The organism is Paenibacillus amylolyticus (assembly GCF_036894225.1).
GTDB lineage: Bacteria > Bacillota > Bacilli > Paenibacillales > Paenibacillaceae > Paenibacillus > Paenibacillus amylolyticus.
On record NZ_CP145892.1, the window covers coordinates 5,623,057 to 5,641,998 of the forward strand.

Below are 18,942 nucleotides of genomic sequence, written 5' to 3' on the forward strand. Positions count from 1 at the left end.
AAAAAAGAGGACCCACGAAGGGTCCCCTCTGTAACCAATGCCTCACATTACTGTGTGCCTGATTCCGAATCTGAATCTTTATTTTTGTCCTTTTTCGGTACACCGTCGAGACCGAATTCCTCGTCATAGGCATCGAAGATCGCACGTGCAACCGGAGCCGCACTGCTCGATCCAAAGCCCCCTTCGGGGATAACCACAGCGACAGCAAGCTTTGGATTATTACGTGGTGCATAGGCGATAAATACACCGTTATCCACCAGTTTACCGCCTACTACCTGTGTCGATGTTCCTGTTTTTCTAGCAAAGTCATAAGGGAATCCGCTAAATGCAGATACCTCGGTTGCCATGCCTCGTTGTACTTCATTCCAGTAGGCATCGTTAAACTCCACCGTGCTGAGTACCTTCGGTTTTACTTTCTCGACCACGTTGCCTTCAGAATCCCGGAACTCTCTAACCAGTTGTGGCTCCATCCGCTTTCCTTTGTTCGCCAGCATTGTCGTGTACTGTGCTAACTGCATGGTTGTGTATTTTCCCTGCTGTCCAAAGGAACCATACACGAGACGAGTCAGCGAGCTTTCCGTGTCGTTCATGTAATCCCGTATGCCCAGGAATTCATTCGGCAGATCAACCCCTGTAGATACCCCAAGGCCGAACTGCTTCATGTATTCATCCCATTTGTCAATTCCGGTCGCACCGTATTTTGAGTACATCTTCTTCCCAATCTCATCAATCATGAATACGTTCGAGGAATGACGAATCGCATCACGAGGATACATTGCACCATACACATGCCCTGATGAGTTCTGCACTCTGCGATTGTCCCCACCAAAGGTCGTTGAACCTCTATCCGAATAAACCGTATTGGTAGTGAAGAAACCTTCTTTCAAACCGATTAAGACACTAAGTGGTTTGATGGTGGAACCGAGTAGCACGATCGATTCAGCTCGCTTTTTAGAGTCATCCGGAGGGAATGAACGAATCGTACCATTTTGATACACATATTTGATATCATCATACTGATCATTTGTGATACTGCCTGTTCTCCAGATGTTGGTATCATAATCTGGCATACTGGCAGCAGATACGATTTTCCCCGTATCCACTTCCATCGCAACTGCAAATCCGGTCTTGGCATTCGGATGTAATCGACCGGAAACCTGATTCCGATGAAGCCAACTCAACTGATCCAGAATGGCCTGTTCTGTTTTCACCTGAACGTTTTTGTTAATGCTGGAAATCAGGTCGTACCCTTTCTGCGGCGGGGTAGAACCTGCTACACCTTCAGGCAAGTTACGCAAATCAACATCAACGGATGTATATCCGCTTTTGCCGCGGAGAGCATCCTGATATTGCAGTTCCAGTCCATCAAAGCCTACAAATTCATTCTCCGTATACACCAGGCCCGGATCCGTTTGCGTTTTATTGGCCTCGTCCACCTCTTTGTATTTGTTCAAGGACTTCGAACTTCTGAACTTCTTCAGATAACCGATGGTCTGAACCGCTACCGTATCCGGATCGTAGAATCGCACACTCTCTTCGACGATCTGAATACCTTTGAACTCGTCCTTATGTTGCAGGAAATAAGCTACCTCTTCCTCGGACAGATCACTCTTGATCAGACGCGGCATAAAACCGTTCGCTTTGCGGGAGTTCAAGTCCATCTCTTCTATAATTTTCTCCACTGTAAGTGACTCTGAATCCTTCAGCTTGTACTGTTCAAACACATCATGCAACCGGGTTGCAATATCTTGCACTTCCCCTATATTAGGACTCGGTTTCCCATCAACATCCCCATAGTTTTTATACAGCGTCAAGTATAGCGACTGAATGGGCTTGGAATAAGCCAGCTTCACTTCACCTGTAGAATCATAGATCGTGCCTCTCACAGGAGGAAGTGGTACATCCTTGGTAATGTTACTTGCTTCTTCCTGACTAAGCTCAGGCCCTTCGACAAATTGTAAAAAGGCCAAGCGTACAATAATAACGCTAAAAATAACAAAGGAAGCGAAGAAAAATACGTTCATTCGGTAACTGAAGCGCCGTTTGTCCGTAAGTTCATCCTTCTCATTGGAATGTTTTTTCATCCATCCTACCTCTTTCATGACTTGATGCATACCGCTCAAACTGATTCTCCGCGGCATGATAACCTGGCAACGTCGTCATATTCCGGACCCATGTCCGTTGTATTGCTAAGCTGATTGATCCTTTAGATGGGTGTCGGCAAAATTCGGAGGATTAAACCAGTCTCCACTGATCGCCCATGTCGGGTCAAGCGGAACCCAGCTCTCGGAACCACTCAAATACACCTCATTCCACGCATGCGGACCGTACCCTCCCTGGCCGTTATAACCAAGTCCTGTAACAACTTTGACTTCAAGTCCTTGTGAACGGGCCATCACGGCATAAAGACGGGCATAATCAATACATACGCCTTTGCGTGTATCAAATGTATTCTGTGGATTTTGTTCATGCCATATGCCCTTTTGCTCATAGTCATCCACTTTACCATAGTCATACTGAATACGTGAACCTACCCAGTCGTAAAGCGCTCTTGCTTTGGCTTCATCTGTCGATTGGCCTTTGACAATCTCACTCGCTGCAGATTCAATATCCGTCGGAATATTGTGGTCGATGACTTCATATTTGCGTTGCAGGATGCCGCCCAGTTCCTTCTGCACAGCCTGCGTAAATACGGGTAGCTTGTCCTTGATAAACGTGCCGGACAACGGTTCGATAACCGATTTGGCCCCTTGCATATAGATCGGAGATGCTTCCACATATCGGCTGAACATGCTCCCAGGGTAAAGACTGACAATCATGAACAAAACTGCGATGACAATCATTCCGCGGACGGAGCCTATGATCGTGCCAATGAATGCACCCGTCAACCGACTAAACATACCTTTTGGCGCACTTTCCTCGGCTGACCTCTGCCTGCTGCTAAAAATAAATGAAGAGAGAAACCCGAGAATCAGTCGGATGAGTCCATAGCTAAGTACAAATAATACAGCGAACCGCATCAGCGGAAAATCTGCAATCGCCGTAACCAACGTATAATACATCTGTTCCCACCGGTTCAACTCACGGTTAGGCATGGCTGAAGCATACTCAGACAGCCACTGCTGTACATATGGCGCAAGCCACAACGTTAAACCGATAGACAACAGAATACCAATGACCGCCATAATGCCATCCATCAGGAACCCAAAGAGTCTGCCTGCTGAACGCGAAGCCCCTCTGGACCAACCCTGCAATAATGAAGCAGCCACAATCAGCAACAGCATAATCGTGATGCCATTCAATTCCTTCAGGCTGTCCAGCCAATTCTGCAGCACGTACCGATTCCCCCTTTACTACGATGCTGGTGCTGTTTTGTTCTCCTGTGCCTGTTCGACAAACGTACGTATAGTTTCATTGTCGAGTTTCCATTCGCCAAGTGAAATTCCGCGGAAGGTCACATCAACTTTATCCGATTGAGTTCTGCCCTTAATCTCCACATTGGGACTTGTGATGGTGAACGCTCCATCCTGTCCTTTGACGTATTTCGCTTTGGAAGCCTCCTTCAGCATCATACTGGTTGCTTCCTTCTTCAATGTGTCCATCGTGCTGGATTGTACGTCTGTCACTGTCTGTTTGATCTGATCAATGGAGATGCCGCTGTATATCAGTAGAGCCGCAATAATGATGATGGCAATCGCCCATTTTAATACGGTTTTGACCACATTCAGAACAAAGAACAATATGATCAATGCAACCACGATCACCAGCCAGTTCTGCATCACAAACTCTTTGATTACTTCTATGTTCATGACTACACCTTCCGTATTAGAATTCATTCGTAACACTCCCGAATATTATACATGATTTCCGAAGCTGCTGTCAGCTAAGCCCACTCCCTTAAAAATAAACGGTCTAAGTTCGTCCCGCCGGGCGTACAAGTAGTACCATGAGGTTCTGCCGGGCGAACGGGGAACACGTTCAAGACCTGTAGTTTGAACATGCATCGCTTAACAAGGAGGGGCTTATGTGAAAACGGCCATCTGGCTATACCTGTTTTTGTTCCTTGCCGTATTTGATTTGCACGCCCAGTATCCCATTCTAACTCCTTTTGCCATCTCGCTGGGAGCCGCCCCTACTTTCATTGGCTGGATGATGGGCATCTATTCCTTAACACATCTTCCTGGCAATCTGATTGCTGGAACACAAATCGATAAACATGGCAGTCGCCGCTACATTGTATTCAGTCTGCTCGGTGCAGGATTCATCCTGCTCTTACAAGCCTATGTCCAAACACCATGGCAACTGCTGGCGCTGCGTTCCATCAGCGGGTTTGTGCTGGCCTTCCTGTCTCCTGCATGTCTCGCTCTTCTTGCACAGTTATCCAGCGATCCGGTGAAACAGGGGAAGTATATGTCGGGTCACGGGGTAGTGCATACCCTTGCATCTGTCGTATCACCAGCAGCCGGTGCGATCATTGTGGGTTCCATGGGATTCTCTGCTACATTCTCAGGTTTGGGCTATCTGCTTATTCTCACAGGTGTCATTGCTTTCATGACCATGCCCCGTGGTATCGTCAAACAGCAGGAGAGAGTAACGGTACCTGCTAAACCTGACGCTTCACCAGCAGATGCCACAAGTGCATTCCTGCCGGTGTCCTGGCGATACTTCGCCTTGCCTCTGGTGATTGCCTGTGCCCAAGGGATTCTCTTCTTCGAATTACCCCTGCGGGGCGGAGGACAATCGTCCATCATGTCTACCGGACTGCTGTTCTCTATAATCAGTATTGGGGCACTCTTCACACTCAGCATGTTATTCCTCAACCGGTATTCCCCCAAGCTGCGTCTGGTTGCGGGCGTGCTGTTAATGTCCTTGTGTTTTTTTGTGATGGCAGCCATTCCGCAAGTTCCGTTGTCTACTGTATTATTTGTACTTGGGATGTCCAAAGGCATCATCTTTCCAGCTATGGCAACCCTATTTATCCGTCTGAGCGGAGGAAGCAAGTTGGGCCGCATTTTCTCGCTGCAATCCATAGCCACCTCCATCGGCTCTTTCATCGGCCCCATCACAGCCGGGCAACTTCGTGTCGGGTTATCACCCTATTTCATCGCGTTTCTTTTGTTAATGATTGGTATGCTACTGCTTCCATACTATACATCCAGACGCGAAGCTTCCCTGTCCGATCCGAAAAGTATATTGAATTAAATTCCGATCAGACTCTGTGTCCTTACCGTAATGGCATCAATTAGGCCAGTATTTTCATTAGCTTTGCATCATTCCCCCATTTACAGCTAAACTATATAAAATGGACTAACGTTTTACACTCGAACAGAACGACCTAGGGATCATCAGCACCGTCTTTAAGATTTCATCTTTTTCTTGAATACCATCATTGGGTATGGATGATCATTGGAAGTAGTGAAGGGGACGGAATCGATTTTGAAGAAGCGATAGCGTTCGCCTTTGTCTCCATATTTCAACCTTTAAAAAATAAAATCAATCAGAAATTTGGAGACAACAGCGATCGAAGGAACGATCCGTAACCGTAACGGCCACTACTGATCAGAATTAATTCCTGATGTATGTGAAAAAGAATTTAGAAATCAGAGGTGCTCCTGTCCGCGTGGTGAACAGCGTAAAGAAAGGAGTCCATTTTATATAATCAGTCGATTTTCGCTGCAACATTTCCCGGGGAATGTCGACATAAGCTCTTGAACAAGAGGTGAATATCATGCCTATTCATGTCATTGTGGAAGGTAAGAATGACCGAAGCAAACTGAAACGTCTGGTTGGACCCGAAATCAACATTCTATGTACGTTTGGAACACTTAATTCCCTCAAGTTGGAGACCCTGCGCAAGCAAGTCGGTTACGACGAAGTCTTTTTATTTATGGATAATGACAGTTCCGGCAAAAAAATTAGAGGTGTACTTCGGGATGCTTTCCCGGATGCAGTACAGATGTATACACGACGAGGATATGCGGGTGTAGAAGGAACACCTGATGAGTATATCATTGCCCAGCTGGAAAAGGCCGGGTTAGAGACATACATCCAATACCCTGAACATCCTTCCTATTAAAATGAAATACCAAAAGGCTGCCTTTAGATTGATATCCAACTTGAAGGCAGCCTTTACAGTATGATGATCAGATGATTATTCCTTAATCAGATTGCGAATATCCTCGGCAATGACAGCAGGCACAACGTCCTCTGTATTAAATGCATTATATACCTTGCGCAGCTGGTTGTTCTCATCCACCAGACCAATCATATTCATATGGGCAAAATCGTCCTTACTCTCCCCATCGATCAGGATCTGGAATGATTCCCTGGCAAACTGTTTGGTTTTGTCCATATCGCCTCGCAAGAAGTACCATCCGGAATAATCCGCGTGGAAGCGGTCCGCAAACGTCTTAATCTTCTCTCTTGTATCGACTTTCGGGTCGAATGAAATAGATACAAATGAGACATCTTTACCAAAGGTGTCGTCCTCTTTCAACAGATCCTGCACCTGGGATAACGTAAAGGTCGTAATAGGGCAGACATCCGGACAACTGGTGAAATAAAAGTAGAACAAGCGGACTTTCCCTTGAGTATCCTCCAGCGATACTGTACTGCCATCTACATTTTCCATAGAAAAGGATTGGATTTCACGAATCTCGGGTAATTTTTCCTTACTGGCAAATACGGTGCCCCACATCAGATACACAGCCATAATCAGTGCGAGCCCGAGTAGCATCCATGTCCATTTGTACTTTTTCAGCATCTTCCTCGTCCCTTCTGCATCTTTTCTTATGAATACGCATACATATGTGAATCCAAAATCACGTTCGTTTCGCTTTATCCATCTACTGTGACATATGTATTCAAAGAAACCTACTTTTTATGAGATTCTATATTATTGTAACGGTTTAAAGGAACAATGCCCATAAATTATTTTAGCATTGTATATCATTCGAATAGTATCGTACGTTCTCTGGCGATTTTCTCACTGTATCCGATATAAAGTTTATCATAGGAAATGCCAAAATAGTTTGACAAACTACGTACATTTATTGGGTATGGCACAGGAAATTGTCATAACTTTGAAATTAGGGATGTTTTGCATCCTGACAAACGGATATTATACACTATATATGGGTATCACCTAGATAGAGAAGTAATATGCCTTAGAACGATATACCACACAAAGGAGACGTTTATGGATACCTCTACACATTTTGTCATGGGGATTGGTCTAGCCGGTCTGGCTTATGTCGATCCTGTCGTCGCGGCGAGTCCCATGCTTGCAGCTGCGGTAATGGTTGGCACGATCGCCGGTTCCCAGGCCCCTGACATTGATACTGCGTTACGTCTCAAAAGCAATTCGCTTTACATTCGGAATCATCGGGGCTTGTCACACTCTCTGCCATTTCTCCTGTTATGGGTTTTGCTCATCACCGGCGTCATTGCACTGATATTCCCTGGTGTCCCTATTGGACACGTTGCCACCTGGACCGCTGTGGCCGTAGGCTTTCACGTATTCACCGATCTGTTCAACACCTATGGAACCCAAGCCGCCCGGCCTTTTACGGAACGCTGGATCGCCTGGAACATCATTCATATTTTTGATCCGTTTCTATTCACTACACATGTCATAGCTATCCTGTTATGGGCCTTTGATCTGATCGCCCCTGCACCACTCTTCGTTACGTTGTATAGTTTGACCGGTTTATATTATATATGGCGAACGATTGCTCGTGCACAAGCAGTCAGAAAAGTTAGACGTCTCGACAACAGCCCAGAGCAGGCAAGATACATCGTCATTCCAACGATATCCTGGAACCGCTGGCATGTGGTCAAACGAGTTGAGGACGGCAGTTATGTGATCGGTAAAATGGATGGTTCTAATCTGGTATGGAGTCTGCACGCCTCGTCTTCTACTCACGCGGCCGTTGCTGCTTCACGCAAATCGCCGGAAGTCAGTGCCTTCCTCTATTTCACCTCCTATGCGGTGGCAGAGGTTGAAGAACTGCCTGCCGGTTACAAGGTCCGCTGGGCAGATGTACGTTATCGACACCGGAAACAATATCCATTTGTCGCTGTGATTGTGATGGATCGGAATTTTGAGACGATTGATACGTATGTAGGCTGGTTAAGCGATGAGAAAATGGATAAAAAACTTTTATCTGCACGCCCTTGACGAAGTGAGCATGGCAAGGCACAATCAGACATAGGAACTGATACGCGAGAAAGCCCGGAGCGTTTCCGCTCCGGGCTTTCCGTTTATCCTGTTTTGTTGCTGTTGGTTAAAATAAATTATTTGCCAGACCCAGCCAGAGACTGCTCAGCGATTTGTACCAGACGTTTGGTGATATATCCACCCAAAGATCCTGTTTCACGGGAAGTGTAGTTACCATAGTAACCGTCTTGTGGGATAGTTACACCCAGTTCCTGTGCAGCCTCGATTTTCAATTGTTGCAGTGCTGAATTTGCCTGAGGTACCACCAAGTTGTTAGAACGAGATCCTTGAGCCATATTTATAATCTCCCTTCAATCTGTGTCTGTAATGTAATTGCAAGCTTGCAAGATTATTATGGCTCGTAGGCTACAGGTTATACGGAGTTTTACTAAATTTGTAGATGGAGGTTTTTCCCAATGAGTAAAGGCTTGTCTTTATGGTTCGCATTCTCTTCGATTATCTTGTTAACGGTTTCAGCAATTATGATCTCCTACTCCGGTTGGTTTGCTGCACTACTGTTTGTCCTGTCCATTGCCAACATTGGCTGGGGATTTGTGATTCGCGCCAAAAAAGAACGTCAGGAAGTTCGCTCGGCTGCTTCAGAGCCCACTTCTTGAGCAGGTCATTTGATAGTTCAATAATGAACGCATGAATAAAGAGGAGTCCTTCAATAGGGCTCCTCTTTATTTATGTTAACTATTCATTGCATGAAATGAAGATCTTTGTTCACGACTACTGTTTACGTCTCGGAACAAATCCCATACGCTCTTTCACTGCATCCAACGTTTGAGCAGCAACTTCTTCTGCACGACGGGCTGACGTATCCAGAACATCCGCCAATTCGCCAGACTCACGAATCTCATTATATCGTTGTTGCAGCGGTTCAATCACAGATACAACCACTTCAGCCAGTTCCTTTTTGAATGGACCGTACATCTTGCCTTCATAACGCTCAGCTACTTCCTTAAGCGTCATACCTGCACATTCAGCATAGATACTCATCAGATTGCTGACTTCCGGTTTGTTTGCCGGATCATATACGACTTCACGTCCCGAATCTGTAGTGGCACGGCTGATTTTTTTGCGAATCACATCCGGCGGATCCAGCAGGGCAATATAGCTGCCAGCGTTAGGGTTACTTTTGCTCATTTTCGAAGAGGCATCATCAAGTGACATTACCCGTGCACCCACCTGCGGAATATACGGATCTGGAATGGTGAAGTACTCCCCATAACGGTGGTTAAAACGTCCTGCCAGATCACGTGTCAGTTCCAGATGCTGCTTCTGGTCCTCACCTACTGGTACAAGGTCAGCATTGTATAACAAAATATCAGCCGCCATTAATGATGGATACACAAACAGTCCGGCACCAACCGAATCTTTACCGGATGATTTATCCTTAAACTGAGTCATGCGTTCAAGCTCACCCATGGAGGTCAGCGTTGTCATCAACCATCCCAATTCCGCGTGCTGCGGTACATGGGATTGCAGAAATACGTTAGATTTCGAAGGATCAATACCTGCTGCAATAAACAGTGCAGCTACCGCTTCCGACTGTTCACGCAATGCTGCTGGCTCCTGAGCCACGGTGATGGCATGAAGATCAACCACCATGAAATGACATTGATAGTCATGCTGGAGTTTTACAAAATTTTTGATTGCACCAATATAGTTGCCCAATGTGAGCTTACCGCTTGGCTGAATACCTGAAAGTACTGTTTTCATTACACATAACGCCTCCCTGATTGTATATAAAAAAAACTCCTGCCATTCTCTGCGAACGCAAAAAGGCCCCACATCCGCAAGGGACGTGAGACCGTGGTGCCACCCTTATTCGCTTTTCTTCGATTGCTCCTGACCCTGAATCAAGTCAAGCCGAAGAAATGCCTTCATTGTTCCGTAACGTGGATTATACGGCAGACTCTAGTGGGGGCAAGCCCATCTCTGGCTTAACCTGTTCAAACCTACACTCAAGGGTCCATTCGGTAAAGAGCTCACACCGGTTCACATCAACCACCGGCTTTCTGGAGAGGATTCTCTTGGCCTACTTATCCCTGTCATCGATTTCATGTCATTTAATTCTAATAAATGCTTTTAGAGTTCCATCTTAATGCGCACAGGCGTGAATGTCAAAATGAGTTGAACTTTTTTACCCGAGACATCAAAATCTGTTATGATGGAATTGCTTATCCTGTTGCCTGCTTCACACGAAATAGCGCAGGAAATCGCTGGCATGTACACAACGACACGCCTGCAGCAGTAGCTTCATCACAACTGCTTGCAGACAGATTTCAAGTGGGAAAAGGAGCATCGATATGAAACAAGTGACCAAAGGCCAATGGAATGGTTACGACACGTATATCCTACATAGCCGTGAATTGGAAATCACCCTGCTGCCGCGTCTTGGAAATAATATTATTTCTATTCGCGATTTAGTGCAGGACAGAGATGTCGTCCGCCGTCCGGATGAAGACGATCTTGCCTTTTATCTGCAGAAGCCGTACCATTTTGGCGTTCCTCTCCTGATTCCACCAGGGCGCATTCATCGTGGACAATTCGAATATGAAGGCGTTCGTTACCAGTTCGATCAGAACACGGCGAATGACAACCATATTCACGGTCTCCACCGTACCCAATCCTGGTGTGTCAGTGACATTGAGGAAGATGAAGAAGGCTGTGCAATTACGACTGAATTACTAACCGAAAATGAAGAGCATTGGATGGCCCAATTCCCGATTCCCCTAAAACTTGAGATGACGTTCAGTCTGCAAAACGCTGTATTTAGCCAGCGTCTGAGAGTCACCAATCTGAGCTCAACACCTGCTCCTTTTGGGATGGGATATCATACATGGTTTTTGTTAGACGGCAAACCTGCCGACTGGACACTGCAACTGCCTGTTTCCGGAATATACGGACAGAATGAAGAACAACTACCGACAGGTGAACTGGAATCCCTGGGTGAATGGTCTGCTCTGAACGAAGGTATCAATTTGCAGGGACGTAACTGGGATACCCTGTTGAAAGCTACCGAAGGTGAACCGGCTACGGCTTACTTACGCAGGCAAGATGGGTATACATTGAAATATTCAGCAGATGAAACATTTTTCAAACATTGGGTTCTCTTTACCAAAGGTGAATCCGATCAGTTCTTGTGCATTGAACCGTACACTTGGCTCCCGGATGCACCTAATTTGGCTTTATCAGATGAACAAACCGGGTTGATTCGCTTGGAACCGGAACAGCCTGTTGAGTTATTTACACGTATTGAGGTTATACCTCCTACAGACTAAGCGAGCTGATCATGCTCTATTTTGCTTTTACGCATATCACCCTATATTTTGATATCCAAATACAACTTGCCGACCCGCATTGGGTCGGCTTTTTTATGTGTCCTGTGCACTGATAGTTATCCATATTTTCCCTTACGCCATATCATGTATATTTCCGTATTCTCTAACCATACTAACATCACCAACCCATAAGGAGGTGACACATATGTACGGAAGTCAAAACCAAGGTAGCGGTAGCCGCTCCAACAACCTGGTCGTTCCCCAAGCAACAGCAGCATTGCAACAATTGAAAATTGAAGCTGCTCAAGAGCTGGGTGTAACTATTCCACAAGATGGTTACTACGGTAACTATACTTCCCGTGAGACAGGTTCTCTGGGTGGATACATCACTAAACGTCTGGTGCAAATCGCTGAGCAGCAATTATCGGGTCGTTCGTAAGCTCGTAATTATTGCTTGAGCCTAAGCAGAATCCAAAAGTAAAAGCGGCCTTCTTCGGAAGTGCCGCTTTCTCTTGTGCAACGAATTATGAGCTCGACTCCATATCTGAATCCTTGTATGTATTGGTTCTAGGGTAACGAATCATCAGGCTCGCCATATTGTAATTAGACTCCATTGTTGCATCTACCAAAATCATACCTTGTCTTACTGTGAAGTCGTACGATATTTCGCCATGTGTCCAATTACGTTTGAATTTCAACGTCTCCAGTGCCATTGCCCGGAAAGAAGTTCTCTGGGTTTCGTTTAGCCCCCCTTCCTCCATATCCATCTGCCCATCTCGTCCAGCTATCGGATTATGTCGAATACCGAATTTCCCAATTACGTTGTTTCGTATTTGCACAAAAACTACCCCTGAATCTAACCCTGACAACTCATGATCAAGTTCTTTGAATACCAGATCCAACTGTCTCGCTAATGAAAGCTCATCAATTTTCATATTAACACTCTCCTTATATGCTTATAGTCCTATACAGCAAGGACTTACGACTCATTATATGACATCATATGTGCTCATTCAACAAAGAACGGCAAAGTTGGGTATTTCTAACTATGATTTGCACAATTAATTGCCATTCCGCTCCCTTAAACTGAGCTTTTTCAATTAATTACGACAAAATCTTCGATAATCAAAAATGAGGATTCTGTACAAAAAAAAGGCTGCAATCCTGTGTCTGTTAACACGGATTTGCAGCCTTTTCATATATATTCAACCTATTATATTCAACCTATTTTTCGGTTGCTGTCATCTGCAGAAACTGCTCAATATCGGCAATAACCAAGTCCGCAGCATTTTGCCAGAATTCCGGTTGTGTCAGGTCCGTACCCAGATGTTTCTGAGCAAGTTCTTCGACCGTCATACGCCCTGTATCCCGCAACAAATCATCATATTTATCTGCAAATGCTGTACCTTCCTGCTGCGCTCTTGCATAGATTCCCGCACTGAACATATAACCGAACGTGTATGGGAAATTATAGAATGGCACACCCGTCAGATAGAAATGCAGTTTGGATGCCCAGAAATGAGGATGATCTGATGCAAGCACACCGCAGAACGCTTCCTGCTGCGCCTCCACCATTAATTTGGATAATTCATCCGCGTTGACCAAGCCTTTTTTGCGTTGTTCGTAGAAACGATTCTCAAACAGGAACCGGGCATGGATGTTCATAAAGAAAGCCACACTTCGCTGTATCTTGTCTTCCAGCAAAGCCAGCTTCTCTTGCTCATCTGTTGCCGCCTGCACCAGGGCATCTGCTACAATCAGTTCAGCAAATGTGGACGCTGTCTCAGCCACATTCATCGCATAACGTTGATTCAATGCAGGCAACTCTTCCATAATGTGTTGATGATATCCATGCCCAAGTTCATGCGCAAGAGTCGACACATTAGATGGTGTCCCGGAGAAGGTCATGAAAATCCGGGTTGCTTTGCTAAGTGGCAAAGACGTACAGAATCCGCCTGGACGTTTGCCAGGACGGTCTTCTGCTTCGATCCAGCGTTTCTCAAAAGCCATCTCTGCAAACGTGGAAAGTTTAGGACTGAACTTGGCAAACTGTTCAACAATATTGATGGCTGCCTCATCGTAAGTGATTTTGCCACTTGATTTACCTACAGGTGCATCTACGTCGCTCCAGCTGAGCTTGTCTACCCCCAGCAGTTCTGCCTTGCGCTCCAGATATTGAACAAGCGCAGGTTTGGCACCGTTAATCACATCCCACATCGTATCCAGTGTCTGACGTGACATCCGGTTGATGGCCAGAGGTTCTTTGAGGATATCATCCCAGCCACGTTTCTCATATAACTTTAGACGGAATCCCGCGAGGTGATTCAGCGTGTCAGCACAGAAATCTTCCACATCGGTCCAAGCCTGCTCCCAGTTTGCGAATACCGTCTCGCGTACATTCCGATCACTATCGCTCAGCTTGTTGGCAGCCTGTCCTGCGGAGAGCATCACCGTTTCCCCATCTTGCTCAAATGGAATGTTCACCTTGCTGACAATCGTGTTGTAGAATTTGCCCCAACCATGGTAACCATCCACACCCAGATCCAGAGCAAGACCTTCCAGTTCAGGCGACAGCTTCTCACGAGCCAGCGTACGACTCTCGTTCAATACAAATGCCAGCGGCTGGATATCTTCCCGAGCAATCCAAGCGTCCCACACCAAATCCGATGTCTGACTGAGTGTATTATCAAACTTCGATTTGCTGCCGTTCAGCATCGCTGCAATAGAACTGATGGCGCCTTGAAGCTGCGTTGCCTTTTTGTCCTTCTGGTTTTGCGATGAGAGGCAGGATACAAACGCAGATCCTTCCGATATGCGGATATAACAGCTTTGCAGCAGTTCCAAAATCGGATCAAATTCAGCCGTCTCTTCTAATGAAGTCGGTGCATCTGTTTCGTTCAGCAGATGTTGCAGTTTACGTACATCCTCTTCCAGTTCAATCAGATACGCAGCAAATGTCTCGGAGGAAGAACCTCCACTAAAAATGGACTCCAGGTCCCATATGGGGTGTAATGGCGTTTTCATTTAATAAGGCACCTCTCTCTATAAATTGGATGGTTAGGATTGAATTAAAAACTGGTTTTCTGTCAGCCATATCTCTATACTAGAGAAATACTTATAGCAACCTTCAGGAGGTAAACGTATGAAACCTTTACAAGTATCGGCTGATACAGCCGTCAAATTAGCAGAATCCCTGGGCGTACCTTTGGAGCACCTGATGCACATGCCCCAACATATCCTGATGCAGAAGATTGCGGAACTCGCCAAACAAGAAACCTCCAAACCTTCCGCACCAGAAGGCGAACAAGAATGATTCCGTTTGAGAACAGCTGGCCTTACGATATTGTGATGGGAGACATCTATGTACAGCAATGTCCCTACTGTCACGCAAGCAACGTGCTGCTCCCCCTCAAACCCAAAGAGCTTGTGCTCATTCGCGAAGGCAAAAAGAAATTACTGGTCTTTCCCTGCTGTAATACAAGCATGACCGTGATCGACAACGACAGTGACTATTTGTTATCCAGCCGTCCTGTCCGTAACTAATGTAAGATCAACTTAGAGGGGGCTGCGCTTTGCAGCCTCTTTGTCTGTTTCCAGCATCTCTTCAGGGAGTTCCAACTTACTTGAAATCATCTGCTCACGCAGCACGGCCCACTGTTCCCTTGAAGCACGAATCATGGCCGCATCTGTGATCCGCTTGTCATGAATGACCTTGCTGAACCATTGCACTGCTTCATTAAACCGTCCTACCCTGCGGTTCAATTCCCCGAGCAAATACAACAGTTTGGCTTCATTGCCACCCGTTCCTTCACGTTCGAACACCTTCACATAGGCTTCCAGGCTAAATTCAAGAAAACGATGTTCCTGTGCATGGTCCTCCATATAACGATACAACCAAGCTATATGATGCAACAGACCAGCGACGACACGATCTTTCTCCCGGATAACCTGTGCGCACAGCAAGGCAAGCTTGTACGTTGCCAGCGCCTGTTCCAGTGTTCGTGCTCCGCTATAATCACGTTTAACCCAGCGGTTACCGATCTGTTCCTTAAAAGCCTTGCGCTGAGCATCATTTAGATGCTCCGTTGCGTTCTCCGTCGTGGCAAACCCGCACTGCGGACAGATGCGAACCACATAAAAATCTGGATTTTCCAGCTTGTAGTAAGCACAAAAATCCGAATCCGTCCGGTAGGGCCTTTTCAAACTCGGTCTTACCCGTGAGGTTTCATACTCGGTTTCGCAATAATGGCAGGTCACTTTCACCTTATACAGCGGCTCTAATTCCAATCTATTCCATCCCTCTCCCGTACGCTTGTAATCATATTCGGATCTACGGTGTATTCACAAAATGATGTGCAGGCCCGGATAAACGCTGCAGGATAAACGAATGCAAGGGCTCCTCCACACCAATCTGTGTTAAGGCTTGATCCATACATGCAAGCCAAGCCTCAGCCCGTTCAACCGTCACTTCAAAATGCATATGACGGGCACGCATCATCGGATGTCCAAACGCCTCGGAAAACAGCCCTGGTCCTCCAAAAAACTGAGACAAAAACATATACTGCTTGTCGATGACCGGCTGAATATCTTCCGGGAAAAGCGGAGCCAGCTGCTCATTCTGCTGAACGATCGGATAGAAAGCCTCGACCAATGCGCGAACACCTTTCTCACCGCCAAGATTGTCATAAATACTCAAACTGGGATTCATTCGTCTGATTCCCCTTTCTGATGTCGAATTTTGCCATATATTACACGTTCCGTGAACATTGTGAAAACAGTAACAATATCCAGGCCACAAAAGCCTTTATCTCCATTCTATCAAAAAAAACCAAAAAGTCCTATATAACATGAAATCATCAGGACATGTAACCTGCCATCTGTGTATAGGACCTTATTCAAAATGTAACACAAAAAAAGCGCCAACCGCTTGGGTTGGCGCACTAGATATTTCATTAATAACTCCGCCAGTCCTCTTCCTCAGAGCGTACCAGCGAGGCACGTATCACATATACAAAAGCACAGACCAGGATTCCGGTGACAAGACTCATGATCATCACTCCATCCGAATTGAATTCCACCTTGGAGACAATTAGGTGACGTTCAGGCGTTTTTCTCATTTTAGCACACATCACTCAAAAACACAGCCACTTTTGCAAGCGCTTTCTACGTATAATTTTGTACTGTTTGTCCACTTTTTTTCATATATTGATGGCAATAACATCACAGACTTCCGCACACCGACCATTCCAAATATAAAGGAGAAGAATTCATGGCTGCTTCACAACGACTCACCCATGTCCTGGTCACAATCGCTCTCCTGATCCTTTGTGTGTTAATGGTCTTGTATCCAGCGGAAACCTGGCATGCAGGTGTACGTGGACTGTCCATCTGGTGGGACGTATTGTTTCCCTCCCTTTTTCCTTTTTTGGTGCTGTCCGAGCTGCTGCTCGGCTTTGGCATTGTTCATTTTCTAGGCACCTTGCTGAATCCACTGATGCGTCCATTGTTTCGTGTTCCCGGAAGCGGTGGTTTTGTATTTGCCGTGAGTTGTGCATCCGGTTATCCTACAGGGGCGAAACTGACCGCTCAGTTATGGGAACAAAAGCTGGTTACCCGGGAAGAAGGAGAACGGCTCGTTGCCTTCACTACATCATCCGATCCGATCTTCATGATTGGAGCGGTATCGGTTGGGTTCTTCCATAATGTCGCCATTGCTCCAGTATTGGTTGCGAGCCATTACGCTGCAGCTTTTCTGGTGGGTATGCTCATGCGTTTTCACGGGGGTACAGCAAAAGGCTCACACCCAGACAGTTCTTCTGGATCTCCAACGGAGGGGATACCTAGAAACAGACTGGTCCGGGCCATCTATGCGATGCATGAAGCAAGAAAAGCTGACGGGCGGGCATTTGGTGAACTGCTGCGCCAGGCAGTCTCCTCATCCCTTCGCCTTATTATTATCGTAGGAGGGCTGGTTGTATTCTTCTCGGTCATGATGGAGCTACTTGTCCAGACCGGTTGGCTTGGCGGATTATACGGGATAACCGAGCAATTGTTACGACATAGCGGACTGCCTCCATCCTTATCTCCTAGCTTGGTCGGTGGGCTGTTTGAAGTAACGCTGGGGAACAAAGAGGCTGGGAGTGCCGGGGCATCCATCCCACTCGTCTATAAAGTAGCAGCAGCAGCCTTTGTTCTCTCCTGGGGTGGATTATCCGTCCATGCACAGATTATGAGTGTTCTTAGCAACACACCCATGAGATACGGTCCATTTCTATTTGCCAGAGCAATCCATGCGCTAATCGCACCTATGCTGGTCCTGCTGTTGTGGACACCCATGATGGGACGTTCCTCTTCACCCGTTCTCATGGAGCCCGGTTTCATCCCATCGTTATCAACGTATACACCGGACTGGGGACTGATTTTTTTATCCGGAATGATTGTTTTTGTAAGCCTCATCGTGTTGTTGTTATTCCTTGCGATATTAAGTTCCATTCTCAAACCTAGACGACATGCCAAAAAATAAGTGAACGATTCATCTATATTTAACTGAATATGCGCCCAAACGTTGTGTTCTTCAGCGGAATTGATTATCATCGGTAGTATAATGACCACAAAGGAGCTTTCATCTTGAGATACTATGTTCAAGACCGCGGAGACCAGTTATCGATTGATCTCAGTCAGCAGTTTCATGCGCTGGCGAAGGAAGAAGGGTTCAAGCTGGATGCAGAATCGCCGGAGATTGTTATCTCCATCGGGGGCGATGGTACGATGCTACAGGCATTTCACAATTTCATCGACCGTATTCCGGATATTGCTTTTGTTGGGGTTCATACAGGCCATCTCGGCTTTTACGCCGATTGGAAGAAGGAAGAATTACCGGAGTTAGTCAGGCTGATGAGTGGCAAGGGAGATCCCGAGCGTCTCAAACCACGCATTGTACAATACCCACTCTTGGAGCTTGAGATTCGTAAAAAGTCAGGGAATTCCTCTTACATCGCCCTTAATGAATTTACGTTAAAAGGTGTAGACGGTACCGTCGTAGCCCAGGTCGATATTAACGATGTGACATTTGAGATGTTCCGTGGGGATGGCATCTGTGTATCCACGCCATCAGGCAGCACGGCATACAACAAGGCCCTTGGCGGTGCCATGGTTCATCCAACCATCGAGGCGATTCAGATTGCGGAGATTGCATCGATTAATAACCGGGTCTATCGTACACTTGGTTCACCGGTTATTTTGCCCAAGCATCATCATTGTGATATTTTCTCCCGCAAGGATCAGCGGTTATTGATGACGATTGATCATGTGAATGTGATGGTGGAGGATCTGATCTCCGTCCGTTGTCAGGTATCCAGTCACAAGGTCAGTTTTGCACGTTTCCGCCCTTATCCATTCTGGAACCGGGTTCGCACGGCATTTCTTGACTAAAAT

21 protein-coding genes and 1 other annotated feature are annotated in these 18,942 nt (G+C 46.2%); of the genes, 10 read left to right on the forward strand and 11 right to left on the reverse strand.

The genetic code is table 11. The features are described from left to right. Nucleotides 1-47 precede the first annotated feature (47 nt). The 3 genes from V6668_RS24885 to V6668_RS24895 form a co-directional block, all read right to left on the reverse strand. Nucleotides 48-2,084 (reverse strand): peptidoglycan D,D-transpeptidase FtsI family protein, encoded by a 2,037-nt coding sequence (locus V6668_RS24885; RefSeq protein ID WP_076328974.1) that lies wholly within the window; start codon nt 2,082-2,084, stop codon nt 48-50. Between the two features lie 105 nt (nt 2,085-2,189). Continuing rightward, a complete protein-coding gene (locus tag V6668_RS24890) occupies nt 2,190-3,335 on the reverse strand; it encodes a transglutaminase domain-containing protein (RefSeq protein WP_036605735.1) in 1,146 nt (381 codons plus the stop codon). Between the two features lie 18 nt (nt 3,336-3,353). After that, nucleotides 3,354-3,836, reverse strand: a complete 483-nt coding sequence (locus V6668_RS24895; protein ID WP_174806458.1) for an ATPase — start codon at nt 3,834-3,836, stop codon at nt 3,354-3,356. A gap of 190 nt (nt 3,837-4,026) precedes the next feature. Here V6668_RS24895 and V6668_RS24900 point away from each other — a divergent pair, with 190 nt between their 5' ends. Together V6668_RS24900 and V6668_RS24905 are read left to right on the forward strand one after the other, a co-directional pair. Next, nucleotides 4,027-5,202 (forward strand): MFS transporter, encoded by a 1,176-nt coding sequence (locus V6668_RS24900; protein WP_338706994.1) that lies wholly within the window; start codon nt 4,027-4,029, stop codon nt 5,200-5,202. 526 nt (nt 5,203-5,728) lie between these two features. Next, complete coding sequence (locus V6668_RS24905; RefSeq protein ID WP_036605733.1) at nt 5,729-6,076, forward strand: toprim domain-containing protein; 348 nt, start codon at nt 5,729-5,731, stop codon at nt 6,074-6,076. Nucleotides 6,077-6,151: 75 nt separating this feature from the next. Here V6668_RS24905 and V6668_RS24910 read toward each other — a convergent pair whose 3' ends face one another. After that, nucleotides 6,152-6,763 carry an SCO family protein gene (locus tag V6668_RS24910; RefSeq protein WP_036605732.1) on the reverse strand — a complete coding sequence of 204 codons (612 nt, stop codon included), beginning with the start codon at nt 6,761-6,763 and terminating at the stop codon, nt 6,152-6,154. Nucleotides 6,764-7,198: 435 nt separating this feature from the next. On the opposite strand from V6668_RS24910, the gene V6668_RS24915 reads away from it, so the two are divergent. Beyond that, nucleotides 7,199-8,179, forward strand: coding sequence for a metal-dependent hydrolase (locus V6668_RS24915; RefSeq protein WP_036605731.1), 981 nt, complete (start codon nt 7,199-7,201; stop codon nt 8,177-8,179). Nucleotides 8,180-8,295: 116 nt separating this feature from the next. Here V6668_RS24915 and V6668_RS24920 read toward each other — a convergent pair whose 3' ends face one another. Next, complete coding sequence (locus tag V6668_RS24920; RefSeq protein WP_017692386.1) at nt 8,296-8,514, reverse strand: alpha/beta-type small acid-soluble spore protein; 219 nt, start codon at nt 8,512-8,514, stop codon at nt 8,296-8,298. Between the two features lie 120 nt (nt 8,515-8,634). On the opposite strand from V6668_RS24920, the gene V6668_RS24925 reads away from it, so the two are divergent. Then, on the forward strand, nt 8,635-8,835 hold the full coding sequence (locus V6668_RS24925; protein WP_017692385.1) for a hypothetical protein: 201 nt from the start codon (nt 8,635-8,637) through the stop codon (nt 8,833-8,835). Nucleotides 8,836-8,950: 115 nt separating this feature from the next. Here the strand turns inward: V6668_RS24925 and trpS are convergent, their stop codons facing one another. After that, nucleotides 8,951-9,943, reverse strand: coding sequence for a tryptophan--tRNA ligase (trpS, locus tag V6668_RS24930; RefSeq protein WP_036605729.1), 993 nt, complete (start codon nt 9,941-9,943; stop codon nt 8,951-8,953). 76 nt (nt 9,944-10,019) lie between these two features. Next, nucleotides 10,020-10,288: a binding site (T-box leader), on the reverse strand. A gap of 245 nt (nt 10,289-10,533) precedes the next feature. On the opposite strand from trpS, the gene V6668_RS24935 reads away from it, so the two are divergent. Together V6668_RS24935 and V6668_RS24940 are read left to right on the forward strand one after the other, a co-directional pair. After that, nucleotides 10,534-11,508, forward strand: coding sequence for an aldose 1-epimerase (locus V6668_RS24935; protein WP_036605728.1), 975 nt, complete (start codon nt 10,534-10,536; stop codon nt 11,506-11,508). Between the two features lie 205 nt (nt 11,509-11,713). Then, complete coding sequence (locus V6668_RS24940; protein WP_047841310.1) at nt 11,714-11,947, forward strand: alpha/beta-type small acid-soluble spore protein; 234 nt, start codon at nt 11,714-11,716, stop codon at nt 11,945-11,947. Nucleotides 11,948-12,032: 85 nt separating this feature from the next. Here V6668_RS24940 and V6668_RS24945 read toward each other — a convergent pair whose 3' ends face one another. Both V6668_RS24945 and V6668_RS24950 read right to left on the reverse strand, forming a co-directional pair. Further along, nucleotides 12,033-12,443, reverse strand: coding sequence for an O-methyltransferase (locus tag V6668_RS24945; protein WP_076319832.1), 411 nt, complete (start codon nt 12,441-12,443; stop codon nt 12,033-12,035). Between the two features lie 289 nt (nt 12,444-12,732). After that, the gene (locus tag V6668_RS24950) at nt 12,733-14,532 is read right to left on the reverse strand and encodes a M3 family oligoendopeptidase (protein ID WP_338706995.1); all 1,800 of its coding nucleotides are present in this window, start codon (nt 14,530-14,532) and stop codon (nt 12,733-12,735) included. A 118-nt stretch (nt 14,533-14,650) separates the two neighbouring features. On the opposite strand from V6668_RS24950, the gene V6668_RS24955 reads away from it, so the two are divergent. Beyond that, on the forward strand, nt 14,651-14,821 hold the full coding sequence (locus V6668_RS24955) for a YycC family protein (RefSeq protein ID WP_074096390.1): 171 nt from the start codon (nt 14,651-14,653) through the stop codon (nt 14,819-14,821). Further along, nucleotides 14,818-15,051, forward strand: coding sequence for a hypothetical protein (locus V6668_RS24960; protein ID WP_017692378.1), 234 nt, complete (start codon nt 14,818-14,820; stop codon nt 15,049-15,051). Before V6668_RS24955 ends, V6668_RS24960 begins: the two co-directional genes overlap by 4 nt. A gap of 12 nt (nt 15,052-15,063) precedes the next feature. Here the strand turns inward: V6668_RS24960 and V6668_RS24965 are convergent, their stop codons facing one another. The 3 genes from V6668_RS24965 to V6668_RS24975 form a co-directional block, all read right to left on the reverse strand. Continuing rightward, nucleotides 15,064-15,795, reverse strand: coding sequence for a DUF2225 domain-containing protein (locus V6668_RS24965; RefSeq protein WP_036605724.1), 732 nt, complete (start codon nt 15,793-15,795; stop codon nt 15,064-15,066). A gap of 43 nt (nt 15,796-15,838) precedes the next feature. Continuing rightward, nucleotides 15,839-16,216, reverse strand: a complete 378-nt coding sequence (locus tag V6668_RS24970; RefSeq protein ID WP_036605723.1) for a globin — start codon at nt 16,214-16,216, stop codon at nt 15,839-15,841. A gap of 244 nt (nt 16,217-16,460) precedes the next feature. Then, a complete protein-coding gene (locus tag V6668_RS24975; protein WP_155984997.1) occupies nt 16,461-16,625 on the reverse strand; it encodes a hypothetical protein in 165 nt (54 codons plus the stop codon). Between the two features lie 152 nt (nt 16,626-16,777). Here V6668_RS24975 and ylbJ point away from each other — a divergent pair, with 152 nt between their 5' ends. Both ylbJ and V6668_RS24985 read left to right on the forward strand, forming a co-directional pair. Continuing rightward, the gene (gene ylbJ / locus V6668_RS24980; protein WP_338706996.1) at nt 16,778-18,031 is read left to right on the forward strand and encodes a sporulation integral membrane protein YlbJ; all 1,254 of its coding nucleotides are present in this window, start codon (nt 16,778-16,780) and stop codon (nt 18,029-18,031) included. A 104-nt stretch (nt 18,032-18,135) separates the two neighbouring features. Then, the gene (locus V6668_RS24985) at nt 18,136-18,939 is read left to right on the forward strand and encodes an NAD kinase (protein ID WP_036605721.1); all 804 of its coding nucleotides are present in this window, start codon (nt 18,136-18,138) and stop codon (nt 18,937-18,939) included. Nucleotides 18,940-18,942 lie beyond the last annotated feature (3 nt).